This window comes from Salinicola socius (assembly GCF_001937195.1).
In the GTDB taxonomy this organism is placed as follows: Bacteria; Pseudomonadota; Gammaproteobacteria; order Pseudomonadales; family Halomonadaceae; genus Salinicola; species Salinicola socius.
In genome coordinates this window covers 56,421-78,694 of record NZ_MSDO01000007.1, presented here as the reverse complement: position 1 = coordinate 78,694, position 22,274 = coordinate 56,421, and the positions used below count along the sequence as shown (strand labels likewise).

General features: G+C 59.4%; 20 protein-coding genes. 14 read left to right on the top strand and 6 right to left on the bottom strand.

Annotated elements, in window-relative coordinates; genetic code table 11:
• Positions 1-4 precede the first annotated feature (4 nt).
• On the bottom strand, positions 5-1,261 hold the full coding sequence (locus BTW07_RS06820) for a CynX/NimT family MFS transporter (RefSeq protein ID WP_075569419.1): 1,257 nt from the start codon (positions 1,259-1,261) through the stop codon (positions 5-7).
• Positions 1,262-1,454: 193 nt separating this feature from the next.
• Positions 1,455-2,378 (bottom strand): helix-turn-helix domain-containing protein, encoded by a 924-nt coding sequence (locus BTW07_RS06815; protein WP_075569418.1) that lies wholly within the window; start codon positions 2,376-2,378, stop codon positions 1,455-1,457.
• 339 nt (positions 2,379-2,717) lie between these two features.
• Here BTW07_RS06815 and BTW07_RS06810 point away from each other — a divergent pair, with 339 nt between their 5' ends.
• The 9 genes from BTW07_RS06810 to paoC all read left to right on the top strand — a co-directional run bounded on the left by BTW07_RS06810 (position 2,718) and on the right by paoC (position 13,472).
• A complete protein-coding gene (locus tag BTW07_RS06810; protein ID WP_075569417.1) occupies positions 2,718-3,764 on the top strand; it encodes an NAD(P)-dependent alcohol dehydrogenase in 1,047 nt (348 codons plus the stop codon).
• A gap of 54 nt (positions 3,765-3,818) precedes the next feature.
• Positions 3,819-5,252 carry an ABC transporter substrate-binding protein gene (locus BTW07_RS06805; protein ID WP_075569416.1) on the top strand — a complete coding sequence of 478 codons (1,434 nt, stop codon included), beginning with the start codon at positions 3,819-3,821 and terminating at the stop codon, positions 5,250-5,252.
• Positions 5,253-5,255: 3 nt separating this feature from the next.
• The gene (locus BTW07_RS06800; RefSeq protein ID WP_244158321.1) at positions 5,256-6,152 is read left to right on the top strand and encodes a carbohydrate ABC transporter permease; all 897 of its coding nucleotides are present in this window, start codon (positions 5,256-5,258) and stop codon (positions 6,150-6,152) included.
• Entirely contained in the window at positions 6,149-6,979 is an 831-nt protein-coding gene (locus BTW07_RS06795; protein WP_075569415.1) for a carbohydrate ABC transporter permease, read from the top strand. Before BTW07_RS06800 ends, BTW07_RS06795 begins: the two co-directional genes overlap by 4 nt.
• A gap of 46 nt (positions 6,980-7,025) precedes the next feature.
• Positions 7,026-7,790: an SDR family oxidoreductase gene (locus tag BTW07_RS06790; protein ID WP_075569414.1), complete on the top strand. Its 765-nt coding sequence runs from the start codon at positions 7,026-7,028 to the stop codon at positions 7,788-7,790.
• A 41-nt stretch (positions 7,791-7,831) separates the two neighbouring features.
• Entirely contained in the window at positions 7,832-8,962 is a 1,131-nt protein-coding gene (locus BTW07_RS06785) for an ABC transporter ATP-binding protein (protein ID WP_075569413.1), read from the top strand.
• 743 nt (positions 8,963-9,705) lie between these two features.
• The gene (gene paoA / locus BTW07_RS06780; RefSeq protein ID WP_075569412.1) at positions 9,706-10,341 is read left to right on the top strand and encodes an aldehyde dehydrogenase iron-sulfur subunit PaoA; all 636 of its coding nucleotides are present in this window, start codon (positions 9,706-9,708) and stop codon (positions 10,339-10,341) included.
• A complete protein-coding gene (locus BTW07_RS06775; protein ID WP_075569411.1) occupies positions 10,338-11,288 on the top strand; it encodes an FAD binding domain-containing protein in 951 nt (316 codons plus the stop codon). The genes paoA and BTW07_RS06775 overlap by 4 nt, the downstream gene beginning before the upstream one ends.
• A gap of 3 nt (positions 11,289-11,291) precedes the next feature.
• On the top strand, positions 11,292-13,472 hold the full coding sequence (gene paoC / locus BTW07_RS06770) for an aldehyde oxidoreductase molybdenum-binding subunit PaoC (protein WP_075569410.1): 2,181 nt from the start codon (positions 11,292-11,294) through the stop codon (positions 13,470-13,472).
• Between the two features lie 73 nt (positions 13,473-13,545).
• Here paoC and BTW07_RS06765 read toward each other — a convergent pair whose 3' ends face one another.
• Positions 13,546-14,448 (bottom strand): LysR family transcriptional regulator, encoded by a 903-nt coding sequence (locus tag BTW07_RS06765; protein ID WP_244158320.1) that lies wholly within the window; start codon positions 14,446-14,448, stop codon positions 13,546-13,548.
• Between the two features lie 415 nt (positions 14,449-14,863).
• Here BTW07_RS06765 and BTW07_RS19595 point away from each other — a divergent pair, with 415 nt between their 5' ends.
• The 5 genes from BTW07_RS19595 (at position 14,864) to BTW07_RS06740 (ending at position 20,104) form a co-directional block, all read left to right on the top strand.
• Entirely contained in the window at positions 14,864-15,985 is a 1,122-nt protein-coding gene (locus BTW07_RS19595) for an MFS transporter (RefSeq protein ID WP_208605379.1), read from the top strand.
• Positions 15,986-16,117: 132 nt separating this feature from the next.
• Positions 16,118-16,882: a glucose 1-dehydrogenase gene (locus BTW07_RS19590; RefSeq protein WP_075569407.1), complete on the top strand. Its 765-nt coding sequence runs from the start codon at positions 16,118-16,120 to the stop codon at positions 16,880-16,882.
• A gap of 137 nt (positions 16,883-17,019) precedes the next feature.
• Complete coding sequence (locus BTW07_RS06750) at positions 17,020-17,541, top strand: cyclophilin-like fold protein (protein ID WP_208605378.1); 522 nt, start codon at positions 17,020-17,022, stop codon at positions 17,539-17,541.
• A gap of 190 nt (positions 17,542-17,731) precedes the next feature.
• Positions 17,732-18,892, top strand: coding sequence for an MFS transporter (locus BTW07_RS06745; protein ID WP_075569406.1), 1,161 nt, complete (start codon positions 17,732-17,734; stop codon positions 18,890-18,892).
• 465 nt (positions 18,893-19,357) lie between these two features.
• Positions 19,358-20,104: an SDR family oxidoreductase gene (locus BTW07_RS06740; RefSeq protein WP_075569405.1), complete on the top strand. Its 747-nt coding sequence runs from the start codon at positions 19,358-19,360 to the stop codon at positions 20,102-20,104.
• A gap of 328 nt (positions 20,105-20,432) precedes the next feature.
• On the opposite strand, the gene BTW07_RS06735 is transcribed toward BTW07_RS06740, so the two are convergent.
• The 3 genes from BTW07_RS06735 to BTW07_RS06725 form a co-directional block, all read right to left on the bottom strand.
• Complete coding sequence (locus tag BTW07_RS06735) at positions 20,433-20,753, bottom strand: hypothetical protein (RefSeq protein WP_075569404.1); 321 nt, start codon at positions 20,751-20,753, stop codon at positions 20,433-20,435.
• A 104-nt stretch (positions 20,754-20,857) separates the two neighbouring features.
• A complete protein-coding gene (locus BTW07_RS06730) occupies positions 20,858-21,652 on the bottom strand; it encodes a carboxymuconolactone decarboxylase family protein (protein ID WP_075569403.1) in 795 nt (264 codons plus the stop codon).
• A 100-nt stretch (positions 21,653-21,752) separates the two neighbouring features.
• A complete protein-coding gene (locus BTW07_RS06725) occupies positions 21,753-22,220 on the bottom strand; it encodes a (R)-mandelonitrile lyase (protein ID WP_075569402.1) in 468 nt (155 codons plus the stop codon).
• Positions 22,221-22,274: the final 54 nt, after the last annotated feature.

The following is a 22,274-nucleotide window of genomic DNA, read 5'->3' as shown; positions in this document are numbered from 1 at the left end:
TCAATCAGTCCACGCCGTCCACACCAGAGGTCGAGGCCACCTGACGATCCCGCCCCGCACCCAGCGCCATCACCAGCGCGCCCAGCGCAATCGCGCTGACCAGAAGGCCCACCACGTTCCAGCCGCCGCTCCAGTCGTGCAGCACGCCGACCAGCAGCGGCCCCATCGCCGCCAGGGTGTAGCCGATGCCCTGGGCCATCGCCGAGAGGCTGGCCGCGGTGGTGGCATCCGGCGCGCGCAGGGCCAGCAGCGTCAACGCCATGCTGAAGGTGCCGCCCTGGCCCAGTCCCAGCACCACGATCCATAGCCATATGCTTGCGATCGGGGCATAGAGACAGCCCAGCAGCCCGATCAGGGTGAGCGTCATCACCCCGATCAGCACCGCCCGCTGATCGCGCATGCGGCTGCCGATCCACGGTGCCAGAATCGCCGTGATCACCTGCAGCAGAATCGACACCGACAGCGCCAGCCCCGCGGTAACCGCCGCCAGCCCGCGATCCTGCAGGATCGTCGGTAGCCAGCCGAACACGATGTACGCCAGCGACGACTGCAACCCCATGAACAGCGACACCTGCCACGCCAGCGGATCGTGACGCAGGCGCGCGCCGCGACGGACGGGCACCCGAACGGGTTTGGTGCCCCTGAGCTGCGGCAGCCAGAACAGGGCAGCGATCACCGCCGGCAGTAGCCAGAACGCCAGCGCACCTTGCCAAGGGCCGGTTGAAGCCCCCTGGGAAGCGTTTTGCCACAGCCCGCCCAACGCCTGACGCAGCGGCTCGGTGGTGCCCGCGGCAGCGGAAGCGCCGAGATTGAGCGCCACGGTATAAAGGCCGGTCATGATGCTGACGCGACGGGGGAAGTCCCGCTTGACGATGCCCGGCAGCAACACCCCGATGACCCCGATACAGCCACCGGCGACTGCCGTGCCCAGAAACAGCCCCGCCGTGCCGACCGTTGTAACAACATAGGGCCGCGCGAGGAGCGCCAATGCCAACACCACGAGAGCGGCAAACACGCTGCGTTCCGGGCCGATGCGCCGCACCAGCCGCGGCGCCAGCGGTGCCGCCAGACCCAGAAACAGCACCGGCAGCGTGGTCAGGATGCCCTGCCAGCTGGGGGAGAGCGCCAGCGCCTCGGCGATGCTGCCGAGCACCGGCGACACGCTGGTCAGCGCCGGGCGTAGGTTGAGCGCCACCAGCAGCAGCGCGACGAGAGTCAGAACGCCCCGGCGGGGCATCGCGGAAGTCGACAAGAGAGCCATCCTTGGAGATCGAAAGATATTGCTTCACGGCGGCAAAGCCAGGGACGCAAGGGTAGCCGATCACGGCGACAACGGGGATGGTTCTACGCCGATAGTCGAGGGTGGGTAGTGATTTCGACTTCAAGAGCGGGGGAGCTCAAAGACGCCTCGGCAAGGAGAGCTTTTCCCCTCCATGGACCGAGTTTCCCCGTTTTCACGGTAGGGGATAGATCGTGACATGCCGTTCCAGATCGGCAGTCTGCTGTTGGTATTGGCGTGGCGTCATGCCCTTCTGCTCGCGAAAGTGGCGATTGAAATTGGAGAGATTGTTGTAGCCGACCTGGAAGCAGATATCGGCAACGGAGTGTTCACCCTCTAGCAGTAGCCGGCACGCGTCTCTTATGCGAATGCGCCTGAGGAAAGCCACGAAGGTATCGCCGGTGGCGTGTTTGAAAAAACGCGAAAAGGTGGAAGGCGTCATGCCGTACCGCTCGGCCAGCGTCGACATGCGCAGTTCTTCATGGAAGTGATCGTGAATATAGCGCAGTACGGCATCGACCTGCTCGGAGGAGGTGCTCTTGGCTTCTCGGTCGTACTCCCGATCGGCCAGAATGCGATACTTGCATTGCGAGAGGCCGCGCAGAATGTTGAGCATGGTCAGGAGTCTGCCGGCATGGTCCTGCTCGCCCATCACGACCAGCAACTCGCCGCAACGGATGGCCTGTTCCCCTTCAAACTCCAGCCCTAGTGCCGAATCCTCGATCAATGTCGATAGACAGTTGAGCTCCGGGCAGAGCGCCATCATGTGCTCCAGCCATTCGCCCTTGAACTGGAGCACGACATCGCGCCCCTTGACGATCGGTTGCGCCTCGTCAGGTTCGCTGAACCAGTTGTGCGGTATGTTTGGCCCTACCAGTACGAGGTTACCGGGTCCGAAGCGGCCGATGAAATCGCCGACGAAATAACGACCCTGCGAGTGACGTATCAGATGCAGTTCGTATTCCGGGTGATAGTTCCAGCGCGCGATAGGTGCGGGGAAATCATGGCAGTGCCAGGAAAAGCTGAATTTTGGATCCTGGCTGACGCTTTCGAACACAGGCGAACCAAGATGGGTATCGTCGAGCTTCGCAGCGATCATCGGGTGTCAGTGCCTCTTTCGATTGCGCCATAGGCAATATCTATCTTGATAGAGAGCGATACGCTGCACTTATAGACTTTGGTATCGATTTAGACTTTGGTCCTGACAAGCCTATTGGCTTGGTGATTCTGCTCCGCTGGGGATGGCAAAAATAACCGAAAAAACAATCCGTTAGTCCTCGTCATCATGACGCCTGCAAAAAAGTATCATTCCCGCGAAAATTACGCGCTAGCCGCTTTTCCAGCGTGACGCGTAGGTTCAATGCCAGATGGATAGCGAGAGCTTTGACGCGCCTCGGTCTGCTTTCGCCCCACGTCAATATCTACCGGGAAACGCGTCATGAAATCCAGAGCTCTGGTGTTGGAAAAGCAACGCGAGTTGTCGCTGCGCGAGATTGATTTGCCGTACAGGCTCGGACCTGACGATGTTCGCGTCCGCATACACACCGTCGGGATATGCGGCAGCGACGTGCACTACTACACCCATGGCCGGATCGGCCCCTTCGTGGTCCGCGAGCCGATGGTGCTCGGCCATGAAGCGTCCGGCGTGGTCACCGAGGTCGGCGGCAACGTCAGCCACCTGCGGGTAGGCGAGCGGGTGTGCATGGAACCCGGCATCCCCGATCTCACCTCGCGTGCCGCCAGGCTAGGCGTCTACAACGTCGATCCCGGTGTGCGCTTCTGGGCCACGCCACCCGTGCATGGCTGTCTGACGCCCGAGGTCATCCATCCGGCAGCCTTCACTTTCGCACTCCCCGATTCAGTCTCCTTCGCCGAAGGGGCGATGGTTGAGCCCTTCGCGATAGGGATGCAGGCGGTCATCAAGGCGCGAATGCAGCCAGGGGACGTCTGCGTGGTGACCGGCGCCGGGCCGATCGGCCTGATGGTGGCTCTGGCGGCGTTGGCGGGCGGCGCCAGCGAGGTGTTGGTCTCCGACCTGGTCGAGGAAAAGCTGGCGATTGCGGCCCGCTATGACGGCATTATTCCCGTCAATGTCTCGCGGGAGTCGCTACGCGAGGTCATCGATCGGCGCTGCGGCGAGGACTGGGGCGCCGACGTGGTATTCGAGGCCAGCGGCAGCCACCGGGTCTACGACGAGGTGCTGGCCTGTGTGCGGCCCGCCGGCGTGGTCGTGCTCGTCGGAATGCCCATCGAGAAGGTCACCTTCGATATCGTCTCGGCTCAGGCCAAGGAGCTGCGCATCGAGACGGTGTTCCGTTACGCCAACGTCTACGACCGGGCGATCGAGCTCATCGCCTCGGGCAAGGTGGATCTCAAGCCGCTGATCAGCGAGACCTTCGATTTCGAGCAGAGCATCGCCGCGTTCGAACGCGCCGCGAGCGCACGGCCCAATGACGTCAAGCTGCAGATCACGCTTGACGCCTGACCTCGCCAGCCCAGGAAGCACCCTGGACCTGAACCTACCAAGAGGTGAACAACAATGACCCAGTTCAAGCGTCGCGACATACTGAAAGGAATAGGGGGGCTCGCCGGCCTGTCGTTGATGGGGGCGGGATCGCTGCGTACGGCTCTCGCCCAGGGCATGGCCAGCGACGAGGCCTGGAAGCAGGCCAGCGGCACCACCATTCAGTTCATCTCCGAGAACACCCCGCCGACCACGGCGATCGCCGCCAACCTGGCGTCGTTCCAGGAGCTCACCGGCATCACCGTCAACATTACCGAGATGCAGCTTGGCGCATTGGTGCAGAAAGTCGCCCTGGACTTCGGGGCGGGGCGCAGTTCGTTCGACGTGATCTATGCCGACCCCTACCAGGTGCTCGCGCCCTACCATCGCGGCCTGGTGGATCTCAACACGTTCATCAAGGATGACCAGCAGCCGGTCGTGCCCAAGGGCATCGAGGACTTCATTCCCTCGCAGCTGGCCGCCGCCGGCCGCTTTCAGGACCAGGAAAGTCTATACGCCTTACCCTATGACTGCCCGACGATGATCTGGATCTATCGCCGCGACCTGTTCGAGAAATACCGCGATCAGATGCAGCAGGATCTCGGCTTCGATCCCATGCCGTCGGACAGCACGACCTGGGAGCATTACTACCAGATCGCCGAGTGGTTCAGTAACGGCAACGCCAGCGAGGTCAAGTACGGCATCGGCCATCAGGCCCAGCAGTACGACTCTTTGATGTGTGATTTCTCCAACGTGCTGTTCGCCTACGGGGGTGAATACTTCGCCAACGGCGAGCAGGTCGGTCTGCTCGGTACCGACTCGCCCGGTACCTGCCAGTTGACCAGCGATGCCTCGCTGGAAGCGGCGCGTTTCTACCAGAAACTGCTCAAGGTCGCCCACCCCGGCAGCACCAGTTGGGACTGGACCGGCGTCGCCAACGCCTTCCAGAACGGCGAGTTTGCGATGATGCCGGAGTGGCACGAATTCGCCGGCTCGCTGGAAGGTTCGGACCTCAAGGGCAAGGTCGGCTATGCTCCGCTGCCCAAGGGCCCGGCAAGGAGTGCCAACCTGTGGGGCGGCACCGGTATCGGCATCAATGCCAACGCCTCGGCCGAGAAGCAGAAGGCGGCCTGGCTGTTCCTGGTCTGGGCGACATCACCGCAGACCCAGTTGATGGGGCTGAAGAGCGCGGTTGGCGGTGGCACCCCGACGCGCCAGTCCGTCTATGACATGCCCGAGGTCAAGGCCGCGAGCACCCCGCCCACCGACATGCCCAACATGCTCACCGCAGACACCATGCTGACCGCCTGGCAAGAGAGTTACATCGGCCTGCGGCCCAAGATTCCCCAGTGGAACGAGGTCGACACGGTGATCTTCACCGAGCTTTCCAAGATGCTGGCGGGCCAGATGTCCCCCGAGGAAACCATGCAAAGCGCCAAGCAGCGCATCGACCGCATTGTGGGGGCGTGACGCATGGCGCCGTTGACCGCAAAATCCGCGGCGCGACGACAGGGGTTCGAGCTGGCGATGATGGCGCCGGCGCTTTTCCTGCTCGCGCTAATCACGCTGATCCCGTTCTTCTCGATCATCTGGATGAGTTTCAACGACGTCAGCCTGATGGGCGGGCTGACCTTCGAGTTCTCGGGTCTCGATAACTGGCAGCGGTTGTTCACGGACCCGGACATCCGCTCCAGCTGGCTGATCAGCCTGGTCTACTTCCTGGCCACGGTGGGCCTGGAAATGATCATCGGCACGGCGATGGCGCTGCTGGTCTTCAGTCTGGTGAGGGGTGGCAATATCGTCATTTCGCTGCTGCTGATTCCGATGTTCATCGCCCCGGTCATCGTCGGCCTGCTCGGGCGCTTCATGCTCGACCCCAGCCATGGCCTGTATGCGTGGATGCTCAGTGAAAGTGGCTTGTTCGATGGCAATATCCTGGGCAGTGTCGGCTCTGCCCTGATCGCGGTCATCCTGATGGACGTGTGGGAGTGGGCACCGCTGGTGGCGCTGATCGTGCTCGCCGGGCTCGCCTCGGTCCCTGGCGATATTCTGGAAGCGGCCGAGATGGATGGTGCCAAGTACGTCCAGAAGCTGCTCTACATCATCTTGCCGTCGATCTCCAACATCTTGCTGGTGGCGTTGCTGATTCGTGCCATGGATGCGATTCGCTTCTTCGCGATCATCTTCATCACCACCAACGGCGGTCCGGCGGACTCGACCAAGATCATCCCCATCAGGCTTTACGACATCGCCTTCCGATTCTTCGACTTGGGCTACGCGGCCGCCGTGGGTATCACCATGCTGGTGTTCTCGATCCTGGTTGCCAACGCGTTCATGAAAATGCTCAAACGCCAGGAGAAGACCGCATGACCGCTCCCAAACGCTGGCTGCCTTTCACCGTCAAGACCGTCCTGCTGGTGCTGCTGTTACTGTGGACGCTGGTGCCGATCGTCTGGATGGTGTTGTCGTCGTTCAAGCCGAACAGCGTCATCACGGCCAACACGCCCCGGATCTTCTTCACCCCCACCCTGGAGCATTACGCCTCACTGTTCAGCGGCGGAAATAGTCTTTGGCCCTATCTAATGAACAGCTTGTCGATCGCCGGGGTCTCGACGCTGATTGCCGTTGTGCTCGGCTGCATGGCGGGTTTCGGGCTCTCCCGGATTCGACTCAAAGGCAAGAAGCATCTGGCGTTCTGGATCATCAGCACCCGTATGGCGCCGATCGCGGCGGTCATCGTCCCGATGTACCTGCTGTTTCGCTACCTCTACCTGCTCGACACCTATGCCGGCCTGATCGTCGCCTATCTAAGCTTCAACCTGCCATTCGCCATCTGGCTGATGACGGCATTCTTCGACGACCTGCCACCCGACCTGGAAGAGGCGGCGATGATCGACGGTGCCACCAAGTTCCAGGCGTTCCGCTACGTGGTGCTGCCGCTGATGACCCCCGGGCTGGTGACCACCGCCATCCTGTGCTTCATCTTCGCCTGGAACGATTACGCCTTCGCCCAGACCTTCTCGGGGCCCAGCACCCAGACCATCCCCATCGCCGCGGCTCAACTGCTGACCCAGACCGGCATCGACTGGGGCAAGCTGTTGGCGATCGGTACTGTCGTGGTCTGCCCGATGGCGATCGCCGGGCTGCTGGTCAAGCGCTGGATGGTTCAGGGGCTGACCCTAGGTGCAGTCAAATGATGTGCCGGGCGGTGTATTCAGACTTCAGGAAAGGGAAGAGACCCGCATGAACGTGATGTCCCAGTTTGACCTGAGTGGCAAGGTCGCCGTGGTCACCGGCGGCAACGGTGGGCTCGGCGAGGCGTTTGCGCACGCGCTGGCCGAGGCCGGAGCCAAGGTCGCCATCGCCGCCCGTGGGCATGAGCGCAGCCTGGAAGTGGTCAAGGCCCTGCAGGATGCCGGGCACCGCGCCATGGCGGTGGAGGTCGACATTACCCAACCCGAGGCGGCGGACGCCCTGCTCGATGAGGTTGAAGCCCGCCTCGGCCCGGTCGATATCTTCCTCAACAACGCCGGGGCCTGCCAGCACGCCCCGGCACTGGCGGTCACGCCGGAGCAGTGGCGCGAGATCTTCGACATCAATGTCCACGGGCTGTGGTACTGCGCCCAGGCCGCCGGTGGGCGGATGCAGTCGCGTGGCGGCGTGATCATCAACATCGGCTCGATCTCGGCGATGATCGTCAACCGCCCGCAGATGCAGCCCGCCTACAACGCCTCCAAGGCCGCCGTGCACCAGCTGACCAAGTCGCTGGCCGCCGAGTGGGCGCCCTACGGCATCCGCGTCAACGCGCTGGCCCCCGGCTACGTCAAGACCGCGATGGCGCCGGTCGACGATCCCCGCTTCAAGCCCCGCTGGATCGACGACGCGCCCATGCAGCGTGCTGCCACACCCGCCGACCTCGGCCCCACCATTGTCTACCTGGCCAGCAACGCCTCGAGCTTCATGACCGGCTCCATCGTCGTGGTGGATGGCGGCTATACCCTCTGGTGACCCGTTCTAACAAGCCACCACCTCAAACTGTGAGTAAGCTTATGGCAACGCTACAGCTCGACAATATCATCAAGGACTTCGGTAGCACTCGGGTCCTCAAGGGCATCGATCTCGAGGTCAAGGACCGCGAGTTCGTCGTCTTCGTCGGTCCTTCCGGTTGCGGCAAGTCGACTCTGCTGCGCACGATCGCCGGGCTGGAGAGTGCCTCCAGCGGCGATATCAAGATCAACGGCCAGCGGGTCAACGAGATCGGCCCTGCCGAGCGCGGGCTGGCGATGGTGTTCCAGAGTTATGCGCTCTACCCGCATATGAGTGTCGAGGACAATATGGGGTTTAGCCTGCGCCTGGCCAAAGTGCCCAGAGCGGAGCGTCGTGAGAAGATCCGGGCCGCCGCGCGCATTCTGCAGCTCGAGGAATTGCTGGACCGGAAGCCGCGTGCGCTATCCGGGGGGCAGCGCCAACGCGTTGCGATCGGTCGGGCCATCGTGCGCAATCCGAGTATTTTCCTGTTCGACGAGCCCCTGTCCAATCTCGATGCGGCGCTGCGTGTACAGATGCGAATAGAGCTGACGCGACTCCACCATGAGCTCAACGCGACAATGATCTATGTCACCCACGATCAGGTCGAGGCCATGACGATGGCCGATAAGATCGTCGTACTGCAGGGCGGCTCGGTAGAACAGATTGGGTCGCCGATGGAGCTTTACCATCATCCACGCAACCGCTTCGTGGCTGGATTCATCGGCTCGCCGAAGATGAACTTCCTGGATGTCGAAGTGCACGGCGTCGGCCCGACCGGGGTCGATCTGGCGCTGCCCGGGGGCGCCTGCCGAATACCGGTGGTGGGCGATGACATCAACGTTGGCGATACGCTGACGCTGGGCATACGGCCTGAACACCTCAAGCTGGACGACCACGGCTCCCTGGAAGGAGACATCGTGCTCACCGAGCGCCTGGGCGGTGTCACCTCGCTGTATCTCGATCATCTGGGTAAAGAGTGGATCCTGGTCGCGGACGGGAATATCGTGCATCGCGTGCACGAGCGGGTCCGCTTCAGCTTCGATCCCTCCTGCGCGCATCTTTTCAAGAGCAATGGGCAATCGCTGGACCGTCTGCAACGCCACCCGCTGGCCGGCGTTGAATGTGAGGGTAGTCGAGTCAACGCTATATGACGTTGCGTTCAGGGGCCGGCGCCGGTTTCGCGGTAACAACGCGAACGATTATTTAATGGCATGGAAGGTTTGGTAAGCCAATTCAACAACGCTTTATTGTCGATCCGGTCGGCCTCGCAACCAGAAGATGTGAGTTGGTTTGCATGCCAATTAATTACGCAGGCCAACTCATAATGTCTCTAACCTGACGATCGAACTCTTCGTTCGATATCAAACGAAGAGTCATGATCGCGTCCGCTTGGTTGCCTGCCGTTATCGGCTCCGGCCACTCAGATCATAGCTCCATGAATGCTGTCGGTTCTTGATCCTACGCTCTGTCTGAAAAATGCCTGCGCTCGCCCATACGGCGTTAAAAATTGACTGGTGCGCCAGCCCGATCAAAATGCTCATTTACACCTCGTAAACTGGAGCGCCAGCCCGGTCCTTTTTTCGTCAATTTTTGCCTTAGCTACGCGCCCCGGTCTTGCCATCGCTCGCCGATTTTTCAGACAGAGCTTAGTAGGATCTGAAGAAAGTATGCCCGAATCGGCGAGACCGATGTCGTGTATGAAATACGATAGCAGGCTCATCATAAAGAAACTCTCACCTCATTATAAAGTCTCGATTTATAAATCCCCTAATTGATGAATCATGCTCATGGTAGCTATTGAGAAGGTCGGTGCTAATGCCTGTTGAAAGTGGAGTAGTCTAGATTAGATATTAACGTATTTGACCGTGACCCTTATGCTGATGAGGACTACCTGATGAGCCCTCCCATCCGATTCGAAATGCGTCGGCGAACGTTCCTGGTTGGTTCGGCCAGCGCCATCGTCGCAGCCAATATCCCCTGGCGTGCCAACGCGCAACCAACGTCTCTCGTGGGGCCGGACAATTCCACCGTTACGCTCGTCGTCAACGGCGAGGCGCGCGGATTGGCGATCGATAATCGTACGACTCTCCTCGATGCGCTGCGCGAGCATCTGCATTTGACCGGCACGAAGAAAGGGTGCGATCACGGTCAATGCGGTGCCTGTACGGTGTCGGTCAACGGTGAGCGCATCAATTCCTGTCTGAGCCTTGCGGTGATGCACGAAGGGGACGAGGTGACCACTATCGAGGGCCTGGGCACGCCTCAGCAGCTAGACCCCATGCAGCAGGCTTTCGTCGATCATGACGGCTTCCAGTGCGGTTACTGCACGCCCGGGCAGATCTGCTCGGCCAAGGCGGTGCTCCAGGAAATTCGAGACAATGTGCCAAGTCACGTCACCCGGGATCTGACCGCGACTATCGAGGCGTCCGACGAGGAGATACGCGAGCGCATGTCCGGCAACATCTGCCGCTGCGGTGCCTATGCCAACATCCTCGAAGCGATCCATCAGGCGTCGGGGGCACAGGTATGAGAGCGTTTTCTTTCGAGCGTGCAAGCGAGCCTGCTCAGGCCGCCGCCCGCGCTGCAGAAGTTCCCGGCGCCAAGTTTATCGCTGGCGGCACCAACCTGCTCGACTTGATGAAGCTGGAGATCGAGACGCCGGTGCACCTGATCGATGTCAGCGCGACCGGCCTTGACCGGATTTCATCCACCGCGGGCGGCGGATTGCGCATCGGTGCGATGGTGACCAACACCGATCTGGCTGCCGACGCGACAGTACGTCGCGACTACGGCGTGCTGACCCGCGCGTTGATGGCCGGTGCTTCGGGGCAGTTACGCAACAAGGCGACCACCGCCGGGAACCTGTTGCAGCGCACTCGCTGTCCGTACTTCTACGATACCGCCATGCCCTGCAACAAGCGCGTGCCGGGTGCGGGCTGTGCCGCGTTGGGCAAGGGCGCGTTCTCGCGTCAGCTCGGCATTATCGGCACCTCGGATACCTGTATCGCGACGCATCCCTCCGACATGGCGGTCGCCCTTCGCGTGCTGGATGCCGAGGTGGAAACGACGACGCCTTCCGGGGCTTCCCGGACGATCCCGCTGGACGAATTCTACCGGCTGCCGGGGGACACGCCCGAGATCGAGACAGCCCTGATGCCGGGCGAGATCATCACGGCGGTGACCTTGCCACCGCCGATTGGCGGCCGCCAGTCGTACCACAAGGTGCGCGACCGGGCCTCCTATGCTTTCGCGCTGGTGTCCGTGGCGTTGATCGAGCGTGAGGATGGCACGGGACGCGTGGCGCTGGGCGGTGTCGCCCCGGAACCGTGGCGCCGACCCCAGGCGGAAGCCGCGCTGCCCGACGGGGCGAACGCGGTGATGTCGCGTCTGCTGGATGGCGCCACCCCGACGGAAGAGAACGCGTTCAAGATCACACTGGCCGAGCGTACGCTCGCCGCCATGCTGGCCGAGGGGTAATCCATGGACTTCAATCAACCGGCAGATCAGAACCTCTTCGATCGCGCCACCGTCGTCGGCAAGCCTCACGCCCGCGTGGACGGTGTGCTCAAGGTGACCGGAAAGGCGCCTTACGCTTACGAGCGACATGATGTCGTGGCGGGACAACTTTACGGCTATCCGGTGGGCGCGGCGATCGCCAAGGGCCGGATCACGGGTATCGATGCAAGCGCAGCGCGCAGTGCGCCGGGCGTGCGCGGCGTTGTCACTACACTGGAAATCGAACCGCTCGGTATCTGGGACTATAACGTCGCTCGCTTGTTCGGCGGTGACGTTGTCGAACACTATCAGCAGGCGATTGCTGTCGTTGTCGCGGAGAGTTTCGAGCAGGCGAGGGCCGCCGCTGCGCTGCTAGAGGTCAGTTACGACCGTGACAAGGTCGATGTCGATCTGGAGGCGGGATGGGAGCGAGTCAGGGGCACGGGCGAGCCGTCGACCCTGGTGGGTGACGTCGATGCGGCGTTCCAGAGTGCGGCCGTTACCCTCGACGAGATATACCATACGCCGTCTCATACACACGCGATGATGGAACCGCATGCCTCCATCGTCGACTGGTCCGACGGTGACCAGATGACCGTCTGGACCTCGAGCCAGATGATCGAGTGGAATCGCCAGGCGCTGGCGACCAATTTCGGCATCGATCCGGATCGCATCCGCGTCGAGAGCCCTTTCATCGGTGGTGGCTTCGGCGGCAAGCTCTGGCTACGCGCTGATGCCGTACTGGCGGCGATCGGTTCGCGCGCCGTCGGTGCACCGGTCAAGATGGCGCTGCCGCGTCCGTTCATGATCAACAACACCACGCACCGATCCGCGACCATTCAGCGAATCCGGCTGGCGGCCGATGCGGATGGCAAGCTCACCGCCATCGATCACGAAGCGGCCTCTCACACGCTGCCGGGCGGCCGCGGCGAAAACGCCACCGCGCAGACGCCATTCTTCTATGCGGCTGCGAATCGCCGCGTAATCCATCACCTGGTCGAGATGCACTTGCCCGAGGCCTCCGACATGCGGGCGCCAGGGGAGACCTCCGGCCTGATGGCGCTGGAGATTGCGATGGACGAGATGGCGGAGAAGCTCGGGATGGATCCTGTCGAGTTCCGCATCCGCAACGATACCCAGGTCAACCCCAGCGATCCGGCGATCCCGTTTTCCGAGCGCCACTATGTCGAGTGTCTGCGCGAGGGCGCCAATCGCTTCGGCTGGTCGGATCGCAACACCACGCCGGGCGGTCGTCGTGAAGGTATGTGGTTGATTGGCCATGGCGTGGCAGGCGCCTATCGCGGGCATTTGAACTTGAAATCCGGCGCCAGGGCGACGCTTTCCAACGGCAGGCTGGTGATCGAAACGGATATGACGGATATCGGTACCGGCTCTTACACCATCCTGACGCAGACCGCCGCGGAGACGATGGGCTTGCCGATGGGTCGAGTCGAGGTGCGGTTGGGCAATAGCGCCTGGCCGGTTTCCTCTGGCTCCGGTGGTCAGTTCGGTGCCTCCAGTTCTACGGCTGGCGTGTATGCCGCCTGCGTCGCGCTGCGCGAAAAGATTGGTGAGCGACTTGGCTTGCAGAATCCCGAATTCCGCGATGGCAACGTAATCGGCAACGGAGAGGTGACGCCGCTTTCCGAGATCGCCGGCGAGTTCAGCGCCGAGGATTCGATGAACTTCGGCGAGTTCCAGTCCAAGGATTACCTGATGGCCACCTTCGGCGCGCACTTCGTCGAGGTTGGCGTTCATGTCGCCACCGGCGAGACGCGCGTGCGTCGTATGCTCGCCGTCTGCGATGCCGGGCGGATCCTCAACCCGATCACCGCGCGCAGTCAGGTGATCGGAGGCATGGTGATGGGCACGGGTGGTGCATTGTCGGAAGAGCTTGCGGTCGATCTAGAGCACGGCTTCTTCGCCAATCACGATCTGGCCAGTTACGAGGTCGCGGTCCATGCCGACATACCGCATCAGGAAGTCATTTTCCTCGATACGCTCGACAACGTGGCCACGCCGCTCAAGTCGAAAGGCGTTGGCGAGTTGGGGCTTTGCGGTGTGGCGGCAGCGATCGCCAACGCGGCCTATAACGCCACGGGCATACGGGTGCGTCAGTATCCGCTGACGCTGGACCGTATGATCGACCAATTGCCAGAAGTTTGATTCGGGACAATGTCCTTGGACGCTTGGCAACGTGCAAAGGCGCCTGCCAAGGCAGGCGCCTTTCAGTCTTCTCTCAAGAGGCGGAGTCCAGCGGGAGGGTAATGGTGTCGCGATGAGATTTTAGGCGATCAATAATGAGACGCAGCGCAGAGCTGACTTGGCGGCGATCCGAATAAAACAGGTGATATCCATCAAACGGGGGGCACCAGTCAGCGAGAAGGCGAACCAAGTCTCCCCTGGCGAGATGCTCCACTACCTCAGCCTCGAGGACGAAGGCAATGCCGTGCCCCGCCCGAGCAGCCTCGATGGCGAGATCGCTTTCGCTGAAAATAAAAGGGCCCGTAACCCGTTTCACCAGCTGCTGGCCGTCTTTCTCGAATTCCCAGTGGTAGACCGAGCCGTCGGGTCTGAAGCGGATAGTCAGGCAGTCATGTTGCTCGAGATCGTCAGGATGCTGCGGCGTGCCCCGGGATTGCAAGTAAGCCGGCGTGGCGACAGCCGCTAGTCTTAGCGGAGGGCTGACGGGAACGGCAATCATGTTCGGAGCGACAAATTCTCCTAGGCGAATTCCGGCGTCGAAGCGGTCCTCGTCGATATCATTGAGTCGGCTATCGAGGTTTATCTCGATTTCGATATCAGGATAGTCACGCACCAGAGGGGATAGCACTGGCATCAGTATCCACCGCGCGGCTGGCTTGCTGGCGGTGAGACGAACTCGCCCCTTGGGCGAGTCATCCATCAATCTCAACTCTTCTATGCGCGTTTCGATCTGAGTCAGGCTAGGGCGCAGGGCAGCCAGCAGTTTTTCTCCCGCATCGGTCAGGCCAACGCGCCGTGAGGTGCGATTAAGTAGCTTGAAGCCTACCGACGCTTCGAGACGGCGTATGGTGTGGCTGACAGCGGATTGGGATACGCCCAAGCGAACGGCGGCGCGCGTGAAATTCATCTCTTCGGCAACTGTGACGAAGACTGCCATGTCTCCCAGCTCTTCTCTCTGCATGATGCCCCCGGAAGCGACACTTCCTGATAAAAGGCCAGTGTAACCTTAGGCTTTCGGAATGCGAGCAATCAATGAATACACCTCATGATAGGTATCATTGGCTTCGCGTTGCGTAACTCTGACTATCACCTAGAATCCATCCCTCAAGTATCTCGCATAGCGCACCAATTCTCGATTAACTCATGTTCGACCGGTGGATTCTCTCGAGATGACGGCGAGCTTATCGTCAGCTCTACAGATTGGCTAGTGAGCTGATTGATTGATGTTCTTCATAAATCGTGGCCTTCGTAAAGCTGTGCCGCCTCGACCTTCGACAGTGATAAACATGGTTCAAAAAACTTCCACGGCAAATGGCTCGCCGACAGCAAACTCATGGGGAGCGGTGCTCTCCATGACGCTGAGCGTTGCCATGTTGATCGCTTCAGAATTTATGCCAGTCAGTCTGTTGACGCCGATTGCCGAAAGCCTGGATGCCACGGCGGGGCAAACCGGTCAGGCGATTTCGGTCAGCGGCTTCTTCGCCGTCGCTGCGAGTCTGCTCATCACGACGCTGGTCGGTAAGCTCAACCGCAAATGGGTCTTGATGGCGATGACCGCGTGCATGCTTGCTTCACTCGTGCTGATCGCGACCGCGCCCAATTTCACGGTTCTCATGGCCGCCCGCGCGCTACTGGGTGTCTGCATTGGCGGTTTCTGGGCGCTTGCGACAGCGGTGATCATGCGACTGGTGCCGGCTGAAAAAGTCTCGAAAGCGTTGGCGGTCATGTATACGGGGCAGGCGACGGCTGCGGCATTCGCAGCACCTATAGGTAGTTACCTGGGGGGGCTCATCGGATGGCGTGGCGTGTTCTGGGCACTGGTGCCCATCGTTGCCATCAATCTCCTATGGCACTGGTTTGCGTTGCCATCGCTGCCCTCATCAAGCCGCCAGTCCCTCAAATCTTTGCTCTCGGTTCTCAAACGTCCCTACTTTGCCAGAGGGATCGTGGCGGTCATCTTCACGTTCGCCGGCGCGTTTTCGATGTTCACCTATCTGCGACCCTTTCTCGAGACCTTCACATCGCTTGACGTGGGCATGCTGTCGCTGATGTTTCTGGTCTTGGGTTGTGCAGGTTTCATGGGCACGTGGCTCGGCGGCAAGCTCGCCAACGGAAGGGTGATCCTTCTGCTGAAGATATTACCCACGGTCATGGGATTGGTGACACTGGCGCTGCTGGGATTCGGCCATATCGTGTTGATCGTCGCCATGCTGCTTGGCGTGTGGGGAGCGATGAATACGGCCATGTCAGTGGGCTGGATGTCCTGGGTTTCACAGAACATGGATGACGCGCCGGAAGCGGCGGGCAGCCTGATCGTCGCAGCCATCCAGGGCGCCATTCTGGTCGGTGCCGCCTTTGGTGGCGTGCTGCTGGATCACCTGGGGATTACGGGAACTTTCGTGGGCAGTGCGGCGCTTTCTGCGATCGCCCTGCTTCTGATCGGCTCCGGACGCAAGTTGCTGAAGCCTGCTTAATGTGGGGATCGATCAATTTGGCGTCGTAAGCGTCATCGGAAGTATTTTAGGCTCCCTTCAAGCGGTACCAAGAGAGCCAATAGACGAGATACTCATGCATGGAATGCGTTTTACTCAAGGAGGAGCAAGCCAATGAATCCGCAATTCGATTACACCGGTAAGGTCGCTTTCATCACGGGTGGTGGCGACGGTCTTGGTCGGGCCACGGCCCTTGCCTTTGCTGAGGCTGGCGCCAGCGTCGCGGTGGTTGGACGCTCCCATGACAATACGGCGGAAACCGTGGCCATGATCGAGAAGTCAGGGGGAAAGGCATTAGCGATCCTCTGTGATGTCTCGAAAGAAGAGCAAGTCGAGGCGGCAGTCGAGAAAACCGTCGAGTCTTTTGGACGGCTTGATTACGCCTACAACAATGCGGGAGTCGAACCCACTGGTGTGCCACTGCTGGAACTATCCAGTGAGACGTTTGAGAAAAATGTCGCGATCAATCTTCACGGCATTTTTTACTGCATGAAACATCAGATACCGCACATGCTGAAGCAAGGTAGCGGCGCCATCGTCAATGTCTCCTCCGGCGCGGGCGTTACCGGTTTCCCGGCGCACGCTGACTACTGTGCATCCAAGTTCGGGATCATCGGGTTGACCAAGTCTGCAGCACTCGATTATGCGGACCAAGGCGTGAGAATCAATGCGGTATGCCCCGGTATCATCGATACGGCGATGATTGCCCGCGTCACGGGCGGAACGGATGAAGGATATGCCGGGGCGGTTTCCCAGGAGCCTATCGGTCGCTTGGGTCGTCCAGAAGAGATCGCAGCGACTGTGTTGTGGCTGTGCTCGGAGTCGGCAGGATTCACGGTAGGCGCGGCTTTCACCGTGGACGGTGGCCAAACGGCCTGACTGATGATGACGATAGCATGAGGCGATTTTGTCTCGCGCAAGAATTTTCTCTTGGTCATCACGCTGGATCGTTTTCGGCGGGCGCCGGGCTCACGCCCCGCGCCTGATGTCAGGGCATATCACTCAAGGAGAACTCCATGGATCGTAGTCGAAAAGTGTCGATCATCAGCAGCACGCCATCGCTGCCTTGGCTCGCCAGTGGCGCGATCTATGGCTTTTGCGCCGCACTCATGCTGGTTGTCTGCTCTGTGGGTTCAGTTCGCGCAGAGGGGATCACTCCCGATTTGCCAAAATTAGACCGAAAAGAGGGCTCTATCGTGCAGATGACAGTCAACGATCGACGTTTTTCGATCTCGCTGGCCGATACGGCAGCGGCCAAGGAATTTGCAGAGATGCTTCCTCTCTCGATCGAGATGGGTGACTTGAACCGAAATGAAAAGCACGCCGAACTGCCGCGCGCTTTGCCGACGAATGCGAGTCGCCCCGGCACGATCCGCGAAGGAGATGTCATGCTCTATGGATCGAAGACGCTGGTGGTTTTCTATAAAACTTTCGATTCTACATATTCCTACACCCGACTGGGACAGGTAGATGATGCGAAAGGACTTGCCCAAGCGTTGGGTAGTGGCGATGTGCTGATCGAGTTTCCGAAACCTTGAACTCTGGTCCGTATTGAATCTGGCGCTACGTTATATTCCCGGCCTCGGAAAATAATTTGCGAATAGCCTTGAAATGATAAGTGTGACAGGCCAGAAGTTCCGGTAGGACAGTGGGCGCATTGAGTTCCTGGTGCGGGAATATCCTCCACTGGTCGGTCGATTAGTGTTATCTGAAAAGCAAGGAGAATGGATGTCCGGCGCCGCACGTAACCCGCTTCCGATAATGGGCCTCATCGCGCTATCGACGACAGCGTTTCTCACCATACTGACCGAAACCATGCCAGCGGCACTCATGCCGCCGATGACCGAAGCGCTAGGGGTCTCCTCGGCGCAGGTTGGGATGCTGGTCTCGATCTATGCGCTGGCTTCTGCCGCTGCAGCCATTCCCATCGTTGCCGTGACGCGTCGATTGCCGCGGCGAATGCTCTATATCATCTTGGTGCTGTCTTTCGCTGCCGCCAACGCGGTCACGGCTTTTTCGACCTCTTATTGGCTGACAATGGCCTCTCGCGTACTGGCCGGATTGGCTGCGGGGGTTATCTGGCCTGTCATCTGCGGCTATGCCATTCGACTGGTCGACCCAGGCCAAATGGGACGCGCCGTGGCGATTACGCTGGGTGGCAGCACCGTGGCGATGGTCGCTGGACTACCGATCGGCACGGCACTGGGAGAAGCCCTTGGCTGGCGTTTTTCCTTCGGCATACTTTCGGTGCTGGCTCTGATACTGATTGCATGGGTCATGATCGTCGTCCCGCCGGTCGAGGGCGATGCCAAACGTGAGCAGGGGTCGGTCATGGAGGTACTGCGCCTTCCCGGCTTAATACCGATTCTTGGCGCAACCCTGTTCACCATTCTCGCCCACTACACACTCTACACGTACATGGCGCCACTGACCGAAGCTCTGCAGCTGCCTGGTGGGGTCGCTCGTGGGCTGCTCTTGTTTGGAGGCGGAGCGCTATTGGGTGTCTTGTTGGCGGGGAGGCTGGTCGACGTTTGGCAGCGGCGTCTCGCGCTTTCAGCCCTGACATGCGGCGGCATCATGATGGTGTTGCTGATGACGGGGCCGCAATGGCTTATCGCCAGTGTTGCCGTGCTGCTTTGGGGGGCATCATTCGGCGCCATGCCCACGGTATTTCAGTCGGCCGTTGGTCGGGTATCCGGCAAGTCCGCCGAACTCGCGACCGCCATGCTGACGACGATATACAACCTCGGTATCTTTGCGGGCGGTGCGATCGGCGGAGGGCTTCTTAGCCTTGGCAATGTCGGTGCATTGGAAATTTTCTCGCTGCTCATGTTGCTGGTGTCATTCAGTATCGTGGGGTTGAACCGGCGTCAGGCCTTTCCCGGCTGAACGAGGGGCACGGTAAGAAATCCTTCTAAACTGAAGATGCTGCTGCGGCGGCATCGAAGTTTTCCACCGCGATGCTAGATGGTATGCGCGAGTAGAATTGCCATTAGAGCCGCCAGGAGAGTGAGGCAACGCTGTCATCAATGCGGTCAAATACAATGTGTCTGAAATATACCGGTAAAACGTTAGGGTATATATGAGATTTCCTCAAGATAGCTAACAGGAGATTGTAGTGACTAATTTTTGCTACTACATCTATTGTTGATAATCGAACTATCTAAGCTCTGTCTGAAAAATCGGCGAGCGATGGCCAGACTAGGCAAAAATTGACGAAAAAGCGGAGTTTACGAGGTGCAAATGAGCATTTTGATCGGGCTGGCGCACCAGTCAATTTTTAACGCCGTATGGGCGAGCACAGGCATTTTTCAGACAGAGCGTAAGTCGCAATAACCTCGGAGATACAGCTTCATGGCTAGCAATATCGAAGGAAAAGTCATTGTCATTACCGGTGCCTCCAGCGGCATGGGCGAGGCTACCGCACGTCATCTGGCAAGCAGGGGTGCCAAGGTCGTACTAGGCGCGCGTCGTGCCGATCGATTGGAAGCCCTGGTCAGTGAGATCAGAGATGCGGGCGGCGAGGCTCATGCAAAAGCAATCGATGTGACTCGTGCCCAGGATCTGGAAGCACTGGTCAACGTCGCCATCGAAGCGCATGGGCGCATCGACGTTCTGATCAACAATGCCGGTGTCATGCCGCTCTCACCGATCGAGAAGCTCAAGATCGACGAATGGGACACCATGATCGACGTCAATATCAAAGGTGTACTCTACGGTATCGCGGCAGCCCTGCCGCACATGAAAGCGCAGAAAAGCGGTCATATCATCAATACGTCATCGGTCGCCGGTCATCTGATATTTCCCGCATCGGCCGTCTATTCAGGTACCAAACACGCGGTAATCGCTATCAGCGAGGGCTTCCGTCAAGAGGTCAAGGACTACAATATCCGCACCACCATTCTCTCACCAGGGGCGGTGAAAACCGAGTTGCTTGATCACATTTCCGATAAGGACGTGCAGGCCGCCAACCAGGAGTATGTCGGCCAAGTCGGCATACCCGCCGACAGCTACGCTCGAATGGCCGCGTTTGTCATCGAGCAGCCGGAAGATGTCGATGTCAACGAGATCATTTTCCGTCCTACGGCTCAGCAGCTATAACCCGATCGACGCCCCTGCTGTACATTTGCGGGGCGTCTTTTTATAGGTTTCAGAAGTTTTCACAATTATGATGCAAGCGGCGTAGAGCATTTTTTCCATTTATTTCTGTCTTTTATTGTTTTCACATCGCGCTTTATCTTATCTTGTGAATCGTTTTGACATGACGTAATGGTGATTGAGTTTTTTCGATAGCCGCACAGATTTTTAATGGCTGCATGCAAAATTGCGGTGTGCTGCATCCCCCGCTGTCTAGTGCTGGCCATGACCGTGTTAAAAATACGATACTCCGCTAGATAGCGGGGTATCGTCCTCAAATCGATCAATGACCTCACTGATTTTCAATAGCGTCCGCTGCGGCATCGCTATGACCGTCCGCGCTTAGCTGGTCGAGGGATTCCGAGTTCTCGACTTCGGTGGGCTCGTCGGTTTCGTTCTTTACGTTGCCCAATGACTCAGCACTGGCCTGGCTGCTACCGCTGAATTCCTCGCCACTGGCATCATCCGCAGTGACACCATCGCCGGGCGACAATGGTTTTGAGATGTTCTGATAAGCTTCGGCTTCCGCATCGCTCTGCGCGGTTGCAACGCCGCTGAAACCACATGCCAGCGTGGTCGTCAGGCTTAGAATTCCAAGTGCTTTGCTGTTCATGTAATGGTCCGCCGTAAGGGGGTTATAAGGTAGTCATGCTAGCCGACGACGAGCAAACAACATCGACGATACGGCTGTTTCCAGCTTCAAGCACAAGACGATTGTCAGCTTTCAAGTCCGCGGGACTCGAACACGGATTTGAACACCGGCATCGCCGAGAACACTCGGGGCCAACCTGCATAGAAGGCGAGTTGCGTCAGTGTTTCTTGAGCCTCTGCCTGGGTCAGGCCGCTATCCATGGCGCGATTCAGATGGAAAGTCACCTGTTCCGCTTGACCCGCTGCCACCAGCGCGCTGACCGTGACCAGGCTGCGGTCTCGCGGTGCCAGTCCCGGACGTATCCATAGATCGCGGAAAAGTACGTTGGTGGTGTAGTCGACGACGCCGGGGGATACCACTCCGAAATTGTCTTCGACCAACCGCTCTCGGTTCCGCTCCGATTCCCTGTCGATCGGCAACGGATTGGCTGGCACGGCAGGTAGATCTGAGTTGTCGATGCCGCGCTCCTTGAATACGTCGCTCAAGATGGCCGCTGCGGCTGTGCTATGGCCCCAGCCGGTATAAAACGCCAGGTGTGTGATGATCTCCGAAAGCTCTTCCGGGGTCACGCCGTTGTCCAGTGCACGGCCGAAGTGGTAAGGCAGTTCGACCGCCTGTTGCTGGGTAATCAAAGTCGTGATCGTTATCAGGCTGCGGTCGCGCGGCGTCAGGCCGGGACGTTGCCATAGGTCGCCGATGACAACATCGTTGGTGTAGTGCGCGAAGGCGGGCGAAACCCGTTGCATCTCAGCGGCGGAAGGGGCCTGCGCATAATCTACTTTTTTTTCTGATTCCTGAAGGCTGCTACACGCCGAAAGCAGACTGACGAGTGGCAATATCAAAAGACCCTTCGAAGGCATACCCAAGTTCCTTTAACGATTCAATCATGAATGGAAAATGAAAAATTAGGCGCGTGGGATTTACGCCACTTGCCAGTGTTCTTTACCGAATGTCCATCAGCTAGTCGTCGTACTGCTCATCTGTGACAGGCTCCATCCAGTTCACATTGGCACCATCAACCTGCTCCTGAATGGCGATGTGAGAAACCGACTTGTCGGATGTTGCGCCGTGCCAGTGCTTGACCCCGGGTGGTGTCCATATGACGTCACCCGCCTGCATGACCTGCTTGTCTTCGCCTTCCGCCTGTACCCAGCCCTTGCCGGATGTCACGACTAGCATTTGCCCGGCGGGATGGGTATGCCAGTTCGAACGTGATTTGGGCAGAAACGTTACCTCGGCCGCAGTGGCACGGGTATGTTCAGTGGCGTCGAAGAGCGGATTGATCACGGACTCTCCAGTGAAGAATTCGGTGCTGCTCCCTAATACGGTTGGTCGATCTTCGCTATGGGTAATCTCCAGGCTCTGCGCATGAGAAACGCTGGCTACCAGTAAGAGACCGGTTGCAATTAATAGTTGCTTGGCATTCATGGATTAGACCTCTATGTCGTTGGTTTTAAAGGAGCTGGCCAGTGAGTATTGAAA

What these genes read in the sequence shown, in the direction of transcription:
- BTW07_RS06820 (WP_075569419.1), bottom strand. Translation starts at nt 1,261, where the DNA reads ATGGCTCTCTTGTCGACTTCCGCGATGCCCCGCCGGGGCGTTCTGACT.
- BTW07_RS06815 (WP_075569418.1), bottom strand. Translation starts at nt 2,378, where the DNA reads ATGATCGCTGCGAAGCTCGACGATACCCATCTTGGTTCGCCTGTGTTC.
- BTW07_RS06810 (WP_075569417.1), top strand. Translation starts at nt 2,718, where the DNA reads ATGAAATCCAGAGCTCTGGTGTTGGAAAAGCAACGCGAGTTGTCGCTG.
- BTW07_RS06805 (WP_075569416.1), top strand. Translation starts at nt 3,819, where the DNA reads ATGACCCAGTTCAAGCGTCGCGACATACTGAAAGGAATAGGGGGGCTC.
- BTW07_RS06800 (WP_244158321.1), top strand. Translation starts at nt 5,256, where the DNA reads ATGGCGCCGTTGACCGCAAAATCCGCGGCGCGACGACAGGGGTTCGAG.
- BTW07_RS06795 (WP_075569415.1), top strand. Translation starts at nt 6,149, where the DNA reads ATGACCGCTCCCAAACGCTGGCTGCCTTTCACCGTCAAGACCGTCCTG.
- BTW07_RS06790 (WP_075569414.1), top strand. Translation starts at nt 7,026, where the DNA reads ATGAACGTGATGTCCCAGTTTGACCTGAGTGGCAAGGTCGCCGTGGTC.
- BTW07_RS06785 (WP_075569413.1), top strand. Translation starts at nt 7,832, where the DNA reads ATGGCAACGCTACAGCTCGACAATATCATCAAGGACTTCGGTAGCACT.
- paoA (WP_075569412.1), top strand. Translation starts at nt 9,706, where the DNA reads ATGAGCCCTCCCATCCGATTCGAAATGCGTCGGCGAACGTTCCTGGTT.
- BTW07_RS06775 (WP_075569411.1), top strand. Translation starts at nt 10,338, where the DNA reads ATGAGAGCGTTTTCTTTCGAGCGTGCAAGCGAGCCTGCTCAGGCCGCC.
- paoC (WP_075569410.1), top strand. Translation starts at nt 11,292, where the DNA reads ATGGACTTCAATCAACCGGCAGATCAGAACCTCTTCGATCGCGCCACC.
- BTW07_RS06765 (WP_244158320.1), bottom strand. Translation starts at nt 14,448, where the DNA reads ATGGCAGTCTTCGTCACAGTTGCCGAAGAGATGAATTTCACGCGCGCC.
- BTW07_RS19595 (WP_208605379.1), top strand. Translation starts at nt 14,864, where the DNA reads ATGACGCTGAGCGTTGCCATGTTGATCGCTTCAGAATTTATGCCAGTC.
- BTW07_RS19590 (WP_075569407.1), top strand. Translation starts at nt 16,118, where the DNA reads ATGAATCCGCAATTCGATTACACCGGTAAGGTCGCTTTCATCACGGGT.
- BTW07_RS06750 (WP_208605378.1), top strand. Translation starts at nt 17,020, where the DNA reads ATGGATCGTAGTCGAAAAGTGTCGATCATCAGCAGCACGCCATCGCTG.
- BTW07_RS06745 (WP_075569406.1), top strand. Translation starts at nt 17,732, where the DNA reads ATGTCCGGCGCCGCACGTAACCCGCTTCCGATAATGGGCCTCATCGCG.
- BTW07_RS06740 (WP_075569405.1), top strand. Translation starts at nt 19,358, where the DNA reads ATGGCTAGCAATATCGAAGGAAAAGTCATTGTCATTACCGGTGCCTCC.
- BTW07_RS06735 (WP_075569404.1), bottom strand. Translation starts at nt 20,753, where the DNA reads ATGAACAGCAAAGCACTTGGAATTCTAAGCCTGACGACCACGCTGGCA.
- BTW07_RS06730 (WP_075569403.1), bottom strand. Translation starts at nt 21,652, where the DNA reads ATGCCTTCGAAGGGTCTTTTGATATTGCCACTCGTCAGTCTGCTTTCG.
- BTW07_RS06725 (WP_075569402.1), bottom strand. Translation starts at nt 22,220, where the DNA reads ATGAATGCCAAGCAACTATTAATTGCAACCGGTCTCTTACTGGTAGCC.